Annotated in this window: 12 protein-coding genes and 1 pseudogene; 4 read left to right on the top strand and 9 right to left on the bottom strand. The window is 36.2% G+C overall.

The genetic code is table 11. The features are described 5' to 3' along the window. Positions 1-29: 29 nt before the first annotated feature. The 8 genes from ysxC to LMD38_RS04630 all read right to left on the bottom strand — a co-directional run bounded on the left by ysxC (position 30) and on the right by LMD38_RS04630 (position 10169). Positions 30-626: a ribosome biogenesis GTP-binding protein YsxC gene (ysxC, locus tag LMD38_RS04665; protein ID WP_000869113.1), complete on the bottom strand. Its 597-nt coding sequence runs from the start codon at positions 624-626 to the stop codon at positions 30-32. Next, a complete protein-coding gene (lon, locus tag LMD38_RS04660) occupies positions 623-2953 on the bottom strand; it encodes an endopeptidase La (protein ID WP_000097298.1) in 2331 nt (776 codons plus the stop codon). Before lon ends, ysxC begins: the two co-directional genes overlap by 4 nt. A 182-nt stretch (positions 2954-3135) precedes the next feature. Then, positions 3136-4806: an ATP-dependent protease LonB gene (gene lonB / locus LMD38_RS04655; RefSeq protein WP_062821303.1), complete on the bottom strand. Its 1671-nt coding sequence runs from the start codon at positions 4804-4806 to the stop codon at positions 3136-3138. A gap of 106 nt (positions 4807-4912) precedes the next feature. Next, entirely contained in the window at positions 4913-6172 is a 1260-nt protein-coding gene (gene clpX, locus LMD38_RS04650; protein ID WP_000472282.1) for an ATP-dependent protease ATP-binding subunit ClpX, read from the bottom strand. 264 nt (positions 6173-6436) lie between these two features. Continuing rightward, positions 6437-7714: a trigger factor gene (gene tig / locus LMD38_RS04645; protein ID WP_000729259.1), complete on the bottom strand. Its 1278-nt coding sequence runs from the start codon at positions 7712-7714 to the stop codon at positions 6437-6439. Between the two features lie 309 nt (positions 7715-8023). After that, the gene (locus tag LMD38_RS04640; protein ID WP_000358269.1) at positions 8024-9022 is read right to left on the bottom strand and encodes a hypothetical protein; all 999 of its coding nucleotides are present in this window, start codon (positions 9020-9022) and stop codon (positions 8024-8026) included. Between the two features lie 197 nt (positions 9023-9219). Beyond that, on the bottom strand, positions 9220-9468 hold the full coding sequence (locus LMD38_RS04635; RefSeq protein ID WP_001983650.1) for a hypothetical protein: 249 nt from the start codon (positions 9466-9468) through the stop codon (positions 9220-9222). A gap of 287 nt (positions 9469-9755) precedes the next feature. Then, on the bottom strand, positions 9756-10169 hold the full coding sequence (locus LMD38_RS04630; RefSeq protein ID WP_062821247.1) for a group I intron-associated PD-(D/E)XK endonuclease: 414 nt from the start codon (positions 10167-10169) through the stop codon (positions 9756-9758). A 188-nt stretch (positions 10170-10357) separates the two neighbouring features. Here LMD38_RS04630 and LMD38_RS04625 point away from each other — a divergent pair, with 188 nt between their 5' ends. Next, positions 10358-10918, top strand: coding sequence for a PH domain-containing protein (locus tag LMD38_RS04625; RefSeq protein ID WP_062821246.1), 561 nt, complete (start codon positions 10358-10360; stop codon positions 10916-10918). 84 nt (positions 10919-11002) lie between these two features. On the opposite strand, the gene LMD38_RS04620 is transcribed toward LMD38_RS04625, so the two are convergent. After that, a complete protein-coding gene (locus tag LMD38_RS04620) occupies positions 11003-11203 on the bottom strand; it encodes a hypothetical protein (RefSeq protein ID WP_000124456.1) in 201 nt (66 codons plus the stop codon). A 179-nt stretch (positions 11204-11382) separates the two neighbouring features. On the opposite strand from LMD38_RS04620, the pseudogene LMD38_RS04615 reads away from it, so the two are divergent. The 3 genes and pseudogenes from LMD38_RS04615 to LMD38_RS28600 all read left to right on the top strand — a co-directional run. Then, positions 11383-11916: pseudogene (locus LMD38_RS04615) on the top strand (pre-toxin TG domain-containing protein); the annotation flags it as partial. Positions 11917-12035: 119 nt separating this feature from the next. Beyond that, entirely contained in the window at positions 12036-13130 is a 1095-nt protein-coding gene (locus LMD38_RS04610) for a response regulator aspartate phosphatase (protein ID WP_016718609.1), read from the top strand. Continuing rightward, positions 13127-13249: a hypothetical protein gene (locus tag LMD38_RS28600; RefSeq protein WP_016718610.1), complete on the top strand. Its 123-nt coding sequence runs from the start codon at positions 13127-13129 to the stop codon at positions 13247-13249. The genes LMD38_RS04610 and LMD38_RS28600 overlap by 4 nt, the downstream gene beginning before the upstream one ends. The last annotated feature ends 44 nt before the right edge of the window (positions 13250-13293 follow it).

Here is a 13293-nt window from a genome sequence, read left to right as displayed (position 1 = left end):
TTAGTAAAACAAAAAACGCGCGACATTCGTCACGCGTTTTTTGTTTTTGTAAATTTATGAATTGCTTTCCATGCTTCTTCTTTTCCAAGTCCTGTTTCAGAAGAGAATAGAACGACTTCATCGCCACTTTCAATATCAAGCGTTTCTTTAACAACTTTTAAATGCTTTTGCCATTTCCCTTTCGGAATTTTATCGGCTTTCGTTGCAATAATAATTGTTGGGATGTCATAATGCTTTAAGAAATCATACATCATTACATCATCATTTGTTGGTTTGTGACGTAAATCGACTACTAGTACAGCTGCGTCTAATTGCTCACGTGTTGTAAAGTACGTCTCAATCATTTTACCCCAAGCTGCGCGCTCCGTTTTAGATACTTTCGCATATCCGTAACCTGGAACATCCACAAAGTGCATCATCTCATTAATTAAGAAGAAGTTTAATGTTTGTGTTTTCCCTGGTTTAGAAGAAATACGCACTAACTTTTTACGATTTAAAATTTTATTAATAAATGAAGACTTCCCGACATTGGAACGACCCGCTAATGCGATTTCTGGTAAGTCACCGTCTGGATATTGTTCTGGTTTAACAGCACTAATTACAATGTCTGCTTTTGTTACTTTCATTGTTTCACTCCTACTAATGCGTGCTCCAATACTTCATCTAAATGAGATGCAAGCACAAACGTAAGGTTTTCTTTTACGCTCTCTGGAATATCATCTAAATCTTTCTCATTTTCCGCCGGTAAAATAATCTTTGTTAAACCTGCGCGGTGAGCACTTAATGTTTTTTCTTTTAAACCACCAATCGGTAATACACGACCACGAAGTGTAATTTCACCTGTCATCCCCACTTCTTTACTTACAGGAATACCTGTTAGTGCAGAAATAAGTGCTGTTGCCATCGTAATACCTGCTGACGGTCCATCCTTTGGAACTGCTCCTTCTGGAACATGAATATGAATATCATTTTTCTCATGGAAATCAGGATCAATCTGAAGCTCTTCTGCACGAGAACGAATATAGCTAAACGCTGCTTGTGCGGATTCTTTCATAACATCCCCAAGTTTCCCTGTTAAAATTAATTTCCCTTTACCTGGCGCTACGGACACTTCGATCGCCAGTGTATCGCCACCTGCTGCTGTATACGCTAAACCTGTCGCCATACCAACTTGGTCTGTTTTTTCAGCTTGCCCATAACGGAATATGTGCTTACCAAGTAAATCAACAACATTTTTCTCTGTTACTACAATACGCTTACGTTCTGCTGTAACGATAATCTTTGCTGCTTTACGACAAACTTTTGCAATTTGGCGCTCTAGTGTACGAACACCAGCCTCACGTGTATAATAGCGAATCATTTCAAGAAGCGCTTCATCACGTACTTGTAAATTACCTTTTCGTAAGCCATGCTCTTTTAATTGTTTCGGCAATAAATGTTCACGAGCAATATGAACTTTTTCAAGTTCTGTATAGCCAGCAATCGAAATAATTTCCATACGATCAAGTAATGGGCCTGGAATACTGGAAAGTGTATTTGCAGTTGCTACAAACATAACCTTGGATAAATCATATGGTTCTTCAATGTAATGATCACTGAAGTTATGGTTTTGTTCTGGATCTAACACTTCAAGTAATGCGGCTGATGGATCTCCACGGAAATCGTTAGACATTTTATCAATCTCATCTAATAAAAAGACTGGATTAACTGATTTCGCCTTTTTCATACCTTGAATAATGCGTCCTGGCATTGCTCCAACATACGTACGGCGGTGACCACGAATTTCAGATTCATCACGTACACCACCAAGGGATACACGGACAAAATTACGATTTAATGATGTTGCAATGGAACGCGCTAACGAAGTTTTTCCGACCCCAGGAGGTCCTACTAAACAAAGGATAGGTCCTTTTAATGAATTTGTTAACTTCTGTACCGCTAAATATTCAAGTACGCGCTCTTTCACTTTCTCAAGACCGTAATGATCTTTGTTTAAAATCTCTTCAGAATGAGCAAGATCAATCATATCCTCTGTTGCTTCTGTCCACGGAAGCGCTAATAACCAATCGATATAATTTCGAATTACACCGCTCTCCGCAGAACTTGCTGGTAACTTTTCATAACGATCTAATTCTTTCAGCGCAGCCTTCATTGTTTCTTCAGGCATTCCTGACTGTTCAATTTTCTCACGAAGTTCTTCAACTTCCCCGCCCTTACCTTCTTTATCGCCAAGTTCAGTTTGAATCGCCTTCATTTGCTCACGTAAGAAATATTCTTTTTGCGTGCGCTCCATTGAACGTTTCACTTTTTGTCCAATTTTCTTTTCTAAACTAAGTAATTCTTGTTCATCTTGAATAATTGAAATAAGTGTATGTAATCGTTCTTTCACAGATATAATCTCTAAAATCTCTTGTTTCTGCTTCGTTTTAATTGGCAAGTGAGAAGCAGTTAAATCAGCTAATCTTCCTGGCTCTTCTACATCAGCTACCGTTGCAAATGTTTCATTTGAAACTTTTTTCGAAACTTTAATATATTGTTCAAAATGCTCCAGTAATGTACGCATAAGGGCTTTCTCTTCTAAATCAGCTTCCACTTCTTCCGTTATCGTTTTAATAGAAACTTGCACTACATTTTCTTCTTCGATAAACTCTACTACTTCTGCTCTATGTAAACCTTCTACAAGGACACGAAGCGTACCGTTAGGCAATTTTAACATTTGCTTCACTTTCGCCACTGTACCTACACTATATATGTCATCTTCTTTCGGATCATCGATATTCATTTCTTTTTGCATTGCTAAAAAGATGATATTTTCATCCATTGCCGCCTGCTCTAGTGCTTGTATCGATTTATCACGTCCTACATCAAGATGCAGAACCATCGTTGGATATACGAGAACGCCTCTTAATGGTAGGAGGGGCACGATTCTTTCATTCGTATTCATACTAGACATAGCACCTCCATAATAAATTAAACTCCTGTTCAACTATTTTATATTACAATACATCTAGATGCAATTGCAGAGATTCTCCGCAACTGTAAATCCCTCGTTTTTTCTCCCTTATAAAAGAAAAAAGACTCCGCTTAAGCATACAAACTTAAACGAAGTCTGGCAAATACTATTATCGTTCATTCTCACATTGATTGTGCATCTGTTTCGTCTATCGTAGTATGTACATCAAGCTCTCGATGTATATTTTCCTGTATAAACGTTAGCTCAAATACTTCCTTCAACTTCCGAACAGGAATAATTTCAATTCCTTTTATTGTATACAAAAATGGTTGCATGTTTTCAGCAGGAATGATAACTTTCTTAGCTCCTGCCTTTTTCGCAGCTTTTATTTTTGCGTACACACCACCGATAGGTTTCACTTCCCCGTGTATACTTATCTCACCAGTCATCGCTACTTCATTATTCACATACGTATGATGCACTGCTGAATACACGCCTGTTGCCATAGCAATTCCCGCCGAAGGCCCATCAATGGGGATACCACCTGGAAAATTAATATGTATATCGTACCCTTCTGGCAACACATCTAGAGATCGAAGTACTGTTAATACATTATCTACAGAACCTTTCGCCATACTTTTACGACGAATGGATTTCGTTTGACTACCAATACTTTCCTCTTCAACAATTCCGGTAACATTTACCGATCCTTTATCTTTCGCCTTGATTGCTGTTACTTCAATTTCTAATAATGCGCCTGTATTTGGTCCGTATACAGCAAGTCCATTTACAAGACCGATTCTCGGAATAGGGTAAATGCGTTTTTCATACTTCGGTGTAAGTTGACTAGAGTGAACAACCCACTCTATATCTTCATCTTTAATGAAAGGACGTTCTTCATTTATTGCCATTCCAGCAGAAATTTGTACAAGATTAATCGCTTCTCGCCCATTTCTTGCATACATCCCGATCATTTCAATACCATTTTCACCGATTTGCATTTCCACTTTGTCAGCCGCATTCTTCGCTACTTTTTGAATTTCTTCTGTATCTAACTCACGGAAGAACACTTCTAAACAGCGCGACCGAATAGCAGGAGGAATCTCCTCTGGCGAACGTGTCGTCGCCCCAACTAAGCGAAAATCGGCTGGTAAACCTTTTTGAAAAATGTCATGTATATACGTTGGAATCATCGTATTCTCTTCACTGTAGTATGCACTTTCCAAAAACACTTTCCGATCTTCTAGCACCTTTAACATTTTGTTCATTTGAATCGGATGTAATTCACCTATCTCATCAATAAACAAAATACCACCGTGAGCATCTGTTACCGCACCTTTTTTCGGTTGCGGAATACCTGCTTGCCCCATCGCACCAGCACCTTGATAAATTGGATCATGCACCGAACCAATTAAAGGGTCTGCAATACCACGTTCATCAAACCGAGCTGTCGTCGCATCCAGTTCAATAAATGTTGCATTTGTGCGAAATGGAGATTTTGGATTTCGTTTCGCTTCTTCTAATACGAGACGTGCTGCCGCTGTCTTTCCGACACCTGGCGGACCATATATAATCACATGTTGCGGGTTCGGACCACAAAGAGCCGCTTTTAACGACTTAATCCCGTCCTCTTGCCCTACAATATCTAAAAAGGATGTAGGACGCACCTTTTCCGCAAGCGGCTCTGTTAAAGAAATCTCGCGCATTTTACGAAGGTGTTCTAATTCTTTTTTCGATTCTCGATCAATTGAAACTTTTTGTGTTCGCTGATTTCGAAGTAAATGCCAAAAGTACAATCCGACAATTACACCAAAAACAAGTTGAACAAGTAAAAATATATTTGTCCAGCTCATCATTTATTTCCTCCCGCAATGTTTTATCTCTTAGTATTTCCGCGGAGGAACATAGCTAAACATAAAGAAAAACAGCAATTATAAAAATTGCTGTTTCTCCTTCGCATTATGCAGATGTTTTTGTATCAAGTACAGTACCGTCTTGTAACACCAATTTTGGTGCTGCATTATCAGCTACTGTTTCTTTTGTAAGAATACACTTCTCGATATCTTTGCGAGATGGTAGCTCGAACATTACCTCAAGCATTAAGCCTTCAATAATAGAACGAAGTCCACGAGCACCTGTTTTACGTTCAATTGCTTTTTTCGCAATCTCAATTAGTGCGCCTTCTTCAAACTCTAACTCAACATCGTCAAGCTCCAATAGTTTTTGGAATTGCTTAACAAGTGCATTTTTCGGTTTCGTTAAAATATCAACAAGAGCATCTTCATCAAGCGGCTCTAGGTTCGCAATAACTGGAAGACGACCGATAAACTCTGGAATTAAACCAAATCTTAAAAGGTCCTCTGGTAATACGTGAGATAAAACATGCTTCTCATTTACATCAGCATTTTTCTTCTCAGAACCAAATCCAATTACTTTTTCACCAAGACGACGTTTAATAATTGGCTCGATGCCATCAAACGCTCCACCACAGATGAATAAGATATTTGTTGTATCAATTTGAATAAACTCTTGATGCGGATGCTTACGGCCACCTTGAGGTGGAACGCTTGCTACAGTACCTTCTAAAATTTTCAGAAGTGCCTGCTGCACACCTTCACCAGATACATCACGTGTAATTGATGGATTTTCGGACTTACGTGCCACTTTATCAATCTCATCAATATAAATGATTCCTTTTTCCGCTTTCTCTACATCATAATCAGCTGCTTGGATTAATTTAAGTAAGATGTTTTCTACATCTTCCCCAACGTACCCAGCTTCAGTTAAAGATGTTGCGTCCGCGATTGCAAATGGAACATTTAAAATACGCGCTAACGTTTGTGCCAGTAATGTTTTACCACTACCTGTTGGCCCGATAAGTGCGATATTACTCTTCGCTAATTCTACATCATCAATTTTGCTGTTAGAATTAATGCGTTTGTAATGGTTATATACCGCTACCGCTAGTGCTTTTTTCGCGTTATCTTGTCCGATGACATACTCATCTAAGATTTCACGAATTTCTACCGGTTTCGGTACATCTTTGAATTCTACTTCTTCGTCTTTCGCAAGCTCCTCTTGTACAATTTCAGTACAAAGTTCGATACACTCGTCACAAATGTAAACACCTGGACCTGCAACTAACTTTCGAACTTGCGTTTGTGTTTTACCACAGAAAGAACATTTTAATTGCCCTTTTTCATCATTAAATTTAAACATATTTTCACACCCCTTACAAAGTGCTAACCTCTTGCCTTCGTATGTACACGATAAATGTATCGTATGTAAATACATATTATGTCACTACGTGGCGAGAAATACAAATAATATGACTAGTTATGTACAAATAAAAAGTTTTTAAAACTTTTGAAATATGTATATTCGACTCATTAAGGAAGTTTTCCTTCTTCATCGAAAAGTTTTATAAATATATTTCTATATTTATAAAACAAGGCACGATTAAAATCGCGCCTTGTTATTTTATTATGCAGCGTTTTCTACTAAGAAGTCTACAGCTTTACGAACTTTAAGATCTTCAGCTAAAGCGTCTACGCTTCCAAGAGCTTGCTTGATAGCGTCTACTGGCATACCGTACATTTCAGCCATTTTTTCAACTTCTGCAGTTACTTCTTCTTCAGTAACTTCGATGTTTTCAGCTTCAATGATAGCTTCAAGAACAAGGTTGATTCTTACGCGTTTTTGAGCGTCTTCTTTCATTTGCTCTTTTAACTTGTCAGCATCAGTACCTGTGAATTGGTAGTAAAGCTCAAGGTTCATACCTTGTTGGCTTAAACGTTGCTCGAATTCACGAACCATACGATCTAACTCAGTGTCGATCATAGCTTCTGGAATGTCGATTTCAGCGTTAGCAGCAGCTAATTCTACTACTTCGTCACGTACTTTGTGCTCAGCTTCGTGCTTTTTGCCTTCTTCTAAGTTTGTGCGAAGTTTTGCTTTTAATTCATCAAGAGTTGCAACCGCTTCGTCAGCTTCTTTAGCGAACTCGTCGTTTAACTCAGGAAGTTCTTTTGTTTTGATTTCATGAACTGTTACTTTGAATGTTGCTGGTTTGCCAGCTAATTCAGCAGCATGGTACTCTTCTGGGAATGATACTTCAACGTCTTTAGACTCACCAGATTTAAGACCAATTACTTGCTCTTCGAAACCTGGGATGAATGTACCAGAACCGATTGCTAGAGAGTAGTTTTCGCCTTTTCCGCCTTCAAATGCTTCGCCATCAACGAAACCTTCGAAGTCGATTACAGCTGTATCACCGTTTTCAACAGTTCCTTCTTCTTTAACAACTAGCTCAGCTTGACGCTCTTGTAAAGATTTTAATTCGTTCTCTACATCTTCGTCAGTTACAGTTGTTTCAACTTTTTCTACTGCTAAACCTTTGTACTCACCTAATTTAACTTCAGGTTTCACTGTAACTTTTGCAGTGAAGATAAGGTTAGCATTTTTTTCGAACTTCTCGATGTCGATTTCAGGATGAGCAACTGGGAAGATACCAGCTTCATCGATTGCTTCACCGTATGCTTTTGGTAAGATGATATCTAAAGCATCTTGGTATAAAGATTCAACACCAAAGCGTTGTTCGAATAACGGACGAGGCATTTTTCCTTTACGGAAACCTGGTACGTTGATTGTTTTTACTACTTTTTTGAACGCAGCGTCGATAGAGTTGTTTACTTCTTTAGCATCAACTTCGATTGTTAAAACGCCTACGTTACCTTCTAATTTTTCCCATTTTGCAGCCATTTATTCTTTCCCTCCAACTATAATAATGTATGCACATACCTCTATAGATTAAGATCTTCATTATCTCTTTTTTGAAATAACAAAAGTACAAATAATCCTCTAGCAAAAGCTTTCAGATATAATGTTCCAATCTACTAATTGCCTAAAAGACAACTACGGTATATTTTGTTCGAGAATAATATGAAACATATTAAGTAAGAGAATTACACTTCTCTTCTCTTACAAACAGGCAGATTTCTGCCTTTTGCAACCCTTACATTATAACATAGAATATGCTCGTTTCAAGAACCGAACGATTCTTTTTCATAATTATACGGGCAAATATCCTTCTCTTTCAACACGTAATAACCATTGATAGGCAATATGAAACTCTTCTAATTCAATATTATACGCTGTCATAAGCTCTTCTTCATCAATAGTCAACCCGAAACGCTTTCTACCAATTCTCTCTAAAACAGCAGCCCAAATCTCCACTTTATCCATTAATAGAGCGAATGGGAAAATGCTAATTTGCAATTCTTTCCAATATGTAACCATCGCATCAAATATATCAGGATAATTTTGCTCTAATCGACTTGATAATCTATGTATAATGTTATCGGATTGCTCCTCATTATGACCTGTAAATGCCGGAATTACCTTGATCGTATTCCCAAACTTTTCTACCTCTATCTCTTCTTCTATTTGATTTTCTATCATTTTATATAAAATAGAAGTTTTCAAATAAGGGTGCTGTTTTTCGTCTATTAAAAATTTCTTTAAAATAGGTAATGCAAGATCCAAATCTTTTAACGAAAGTTGCTGAATCGCTCTTAGCTTTTGCCCAAAGTTTTCTCCAAATATTTCATTAGTAAATTCATCTAACTCAAAATTCGAATCAACTCGTGATGTATCTACTTCATTTAACATACCTTCTGCAAATAAAGCGAGCTGTGCTAATTTTTCCTTTTGCTCAGGCATTACATCTTTCGTTTGCAAAACTTTTTCAACAGTTTCAATAACGCCTTCATAATCATTTGTTTGAACTAAAATTGTCACATACGTTTCAAGAATATCACCAAATAAGACAGCTCCTGTTTCCAGTAACTGTTCACATTTCTCTTTCGCTTCTTCCATATGTTTTAATTCTAACAAACAAATAACCGAAGCTAGTTCCGTTTGTTCCGTTTCTGCATTATACTGACGTAATATTTCAAAGCAGCGCAATGCATCTTCGAATTTCCGCTCTTTCAGCGCTAAAAAACCTTCATCAATATAGCGCTCTGATAGTTGCGGAAACAATACGACCGTATTTTCTTTTTTATCCATACGTCCGCCTCTTTTTCTAGATTTTAATTATCTTTAAAGTAAATATATCAAATGAGTAATGAGAACACAACATCCCGAAACCCTTTGTTTGAAATATAGAAATATTTAATTTTTACATTTCAATACAAGTGAATTCCTACTCAAAATTAAAAATATGCAAATAAAAACCCTCAGCAATTCAAGCAGAGGATTCATCATTAATGGAAAGCTTTTATAATAGTGGGGTATATAACAAGGGTAATAATTTGGAGAACAATAATTGCCATAACAATCATGCTAAAGTAGAAGATTGGTTTACTTCGCTTCATTAAAAACATAATGATGAGCATTGTACAAGCAAACAAACTTAAGAAGAACAAACTCGTTGTCGAACTAAGTATACCACTTGGGACAAAGAACAATAACACAACACTACAAGTACCTATAATTCCAAATAACCATTCCATTCATTCACTCATTCCCTTTCCCTCTCATGGTAGTTTCCTCTACGCGATTAAATGTTTTACAACATCAACTACATACGTTAATTTCTCATACGCTACAAATCCAAAAGCAACTGTTAAACCCGTTACGATTAATCCCTTCATTATTTCTTCCTCCTCGTTTTATCGTTGTTACCTTCATTATAGAGGATTAGCAATTTGTTACCATCGAACTACCTTACAGTTACCTTACAGAATTGTAAGATTTCAAAGAGAGATTGAAAAAACACCTCATATCACTTGAGGTGCTTTCACGGAATTTCTCTATAATCACTTGCAAAATTAACTTTTTTCTCTTGGTTATTTTTCGGAGAATCCACTCTTAAACTAATAGATTTACTAAATAATTTCGGGCTGAAATAATAACAAAAATCCGTTTGAGGACAATATACACAATACACATCTATTTCTTCTTTATTCACTTCTTTTGTAGTGACTCCGCTTGCTGTAGAATAACTAGATCGGAATCTTACTTCCAGTATCCCTCTTGCATTCAACTCTCTATATTTCACTTGCACCCTTTTAAATACCCCGCCTTTATACACTACAAGATCAAAGGGCGAATGCTCTGTTTGTGGTATTAAAATCATATATCCTTTTTCATACAAATCAACTTGTGCCTTTAAAACAGCTAAATCTCCTTTTGTTTTTGTATGATGGTACACTTTTTCTCAGCACCTTTTTACATATTTTCAAAATAATATTCGTTCCTTTTCTTAACTTACCTCCCAACATTTTCTCATTAAAAGAAAACTCTTTGTTAAAACCATGTTAATATATTTTTGTATAATTAAGAATTTAATTTACAAGGGTAGCTGCTGATGTTTTAGGGTTAAGTGATGTAGGTTCTGTCATTACACCGAAAGATTATGACAAGGTCGATGCTGATGATTACGTAATGCATGAAGATGGAGAGAAAATTTATTTTCTAATTAAATCGAAATCAGATGAATATTGCTTCACAAACAAAGGATTACTTCACCTAGATGGTACAAGTGCGACAAGCAAAAAACGTACACTACGCCGCTTTAGCTATAGTAAATATCAAATTAAAAACGTAGCGCTTGAAACTGCGGGAACGATTGATTTAGATGTAGAAATTAAATTTCAAATGGGAGATGAACATTATTCAATTGATGTTCATAAAAAACATATCGAGGAATTAAAAGATTTATATAAAGCTCTACTTAAAATCGAAGAAATTTCATACGACAACGATATTACATTGCAGTATGCACATAAAAGTTTAGATATGGCATCTAACGCTTTTAGCCGTATTTCAAATGCACAAGTAAATTTAGCAGAGCAATTTAAAGAAATGAACGAAATCGCCTTTAACTGGCTCGTTGATACGAAGAAACAATATAATGTGAAAGATTATGGTTTTGTATTTGAGAAGTTTATTAATAACTAAACAGAAAACCTTGTTATCAAAAGATAACAAGGTTTTTTCAGCGTCCCAGGAGAATTTCGAGCTCCCACTCCGCCCATTTCCGTACTATTTTATATATTTTGATCGCAGTCTTAATATATCTTCCTCTTCTCGAATACCTGCTGATCCTTTCCTCACATTTTTTACGATAGTCCAATCCGGGTTAGTTTCATCACCGATGTTCTGTACTGTAAAGTTGCCATCACCATATTTTCGGTGACCTTCTGCCAATTTCTCCGTTAAATCGTTCTCATTTGATCTCGCCATCTTTGCGCCATCTCCCTTTTTTATACAACCTTCTTAAACTGTCTAACCAATCACAGGTCTAGTCAATTGGAGATTCTCGTTTTCCGCTTCTATTCATTGTAACACACTAACGGGGATAAGTTTCGATAACGGTTGCTCAATCGTACAAGAGTGGTAAAAAGTTTTATAATATTGTAAGTGAACAGTTAGGAGAATACGATGTACGACGTGTTATAGAAGGTGTTGATCCCGGATCCCGATACTGGCGAAAAACTTTCATGGTGGGAACGCACTGGTGCTGGTGTCATGTTTTTCGCGGGACTTACACCTGTTGGTAAGGGAATAAAAGTAGTCAAAGGTGCAAAAAAAGTTTCCAATGCAATAGATGCAGCAGCCACACTAGAAAAACAACGGAAAACTTTAAAAGCTAATAGCTTAGCAGGTAAAGAATACGAAACAAAAATGTTCGAGGCTATAAAACAACAAAAACCTAAATCTGAATTGAATGAACAAATAACCGTACAAACAAAATCGGCGTACGCACTCGTATAGATATAGGAGGCAAGGACGCAAATGGTAAGATTGACTTAGTAGAGTTAAAATCTTCACCTACTGCACCTCTTACTAAAAATCAGAAAAAAGCCTTCCCTGAAATTGCAGAATCAGGTGCAATAGTTAAAAGTAGGAACAAACCACCATTTGAAATTACTAACAGGGAGAATGAATGCAATTAGTTACATAATTGAAAATAAAATCGTTACACAAATGTTGAGAAATATTGAAATTCAATTTCCATCAAATTCTATTCTTGCTATCATTATTTATAAGAATATTCAAAAAGGGAGGGAATTTTATGGACGTTCTAATAAAGGGGAATGCACAAATTTCAAAACTACTTAACGAATGGTACAAAGAAATACGTTCACGTAATATAGATAATGCCCATTGTTTAAAAGAAGAAATTAATTCTATCATTCACAATAACGAAGCAGACTCAAACTTGTTACTCTACTATCACCTGTTAGATTTCGGCTATAAATATTTAGTGGATAATTTAAGTATTTCAAAAAATAGCTTTGATAAAATTGAATCCTTTGATATTCCCACAGATAACTTTTTATCTTACTACTACCATTTTTATAAGGCTATTCATTCTAACGCAGTCGGTAATTATAACCTTGCTAAAGAGCAGTATGATAAAGCAGAACTTTTACTTAAACACATTCCTGATGAACTTGAAAAGGCGGAATTTCATTACAACTTAGCAACATATCATTATCATATTTATCAAGCACTTTTAGCCATTAAGCATGGTACAAAAGCTAGGGACATATTTTCTAAACATGAAAGCTATGAATTAAAAACAGCTTATTGTGATAATTTATTAGGATTAGCTTGTACGCATTTAAAAGAATTTGAACTAGCTGAAGAATACTTTGTTACTGCAATGAACACATTCCAAAAACAAAAAAATGAGAAAGCAATCTTACTAGTTCGTCATAATTTAGGCTTAATGTATGCGAGTCAAAATCTTTCTAGTTCGGCAATTCGATACCTTTCAGAAGTAGTTGAAAAGAAACCTCATCATTATAAAGCTATTTTTGTTAAAGCAAAGGAACATGTTAAGCTAGGTGAAAAAGAAATTGCATGTCAACTCATTGAAAAAGGTTTAACTATCTGCAATGAATTAGGGAATCAAGAATATCAATACCGTTTTGCAATTCTGAGAGAACTAAATAAAAAAGCTGCTGCTGACAAATTAGAAAAAGCAGTACTGGCAGGAATGGACTACTTTAGAAACGAAAGATTATGGGAATATGTTCAAGAATACATGGAAGCATTAGCGGTCCAATTTCATAGCGAAGGAAACTTTGAACAAGGAAGTAAATATTTCTACTTAAGTTATGAAGCTAAGAAAGAAATTTTTAATAAGGAGGCGTTAAAGTGAAGAAAGTATTATTAGGAATGCTATTGATTACACTTGTAACGATAGGCACGCATACTTCAGTTAACACTCAAGCAGCTATTAATATTATACAAGGTTTAGCTGATGGTGATACAGGTTGATTTATTAAAGACGCAGGACGCTTACCTACTCTTAGGGTGGCGTT

The sequence above is a fragment of the Bacillus pacificus genome (genome assembly GCF_020861345.1).
GTDB lineage: Bacteria > Bacillota > Bacilli > Bacillales > Bacillaceae_G > Bacillus_A > Bacillus_A pacificus.
Note: the sequence above shows the minus strand (reverse complement) of the source record. Positions and strands in the feature narration are given on the sequence as shown.

Coding starts and splice junctions, on each gene's coding strand:
- ysxC (WP_000869113.1), bottom strand. CDS start 626: ATGAAAGTAACAAAAGCAGACATTGTAATTAGTGCTGTTAAACCAGAA.
- lon (WP_000097298.1), bottom strand. CDS start 2,953: ATGTCTAGTATGAATACGAATGAAAGAATCGTGCCCCTCCTACCATTA.
- lonB (WP_062821303.1), bottom strand. CDS start 4,806: ATGAGCTGGACAAATATATTTTTACTTGTTCAACTTGTTTTTGGTGTA.
- clpX (WP_000472282.1), bottom strand. CDS start 6,172: ATGTTTAAATTTAATGATGAAAAAGGGCAATTAAAATGTTCTTTCTGT.
- tig (WP_000729259.1), bottom strand. CDS start 7,714: ATGGCTGCAAAATGGGAAAAATTAGAAGGTAACGTAGGCGTTTTAACA.
- LMD38_RS04640 (WP_000358269.1), bottom strand. CDS start 9,022: ATGGATAAAAAAGAAAATACGGTCGTATTGTTTCCGCAACTATCAGAG.
- LMD38_RS04635 (WP_001983650.1), bottom strand. CDS start 9,468: ATGGAATGGTTATTTGGAATTATAGGTACTTGTAGTGTTGTGTTATTG.
- LMD38_RS04620 (WP_000124456.1), bottom strand. CDS start 11,203: ATGGCGAGATCAAATGAGAACGATTTAACGGAGAAATTGGCAGAAGGT.
- LMD38_RS04610 (WP_016718609.1), top strand. CDS start 12,036: ATGGACGTTCTAATAAAGGGGAATGCACAAATTTCAAAACTACTTAAC.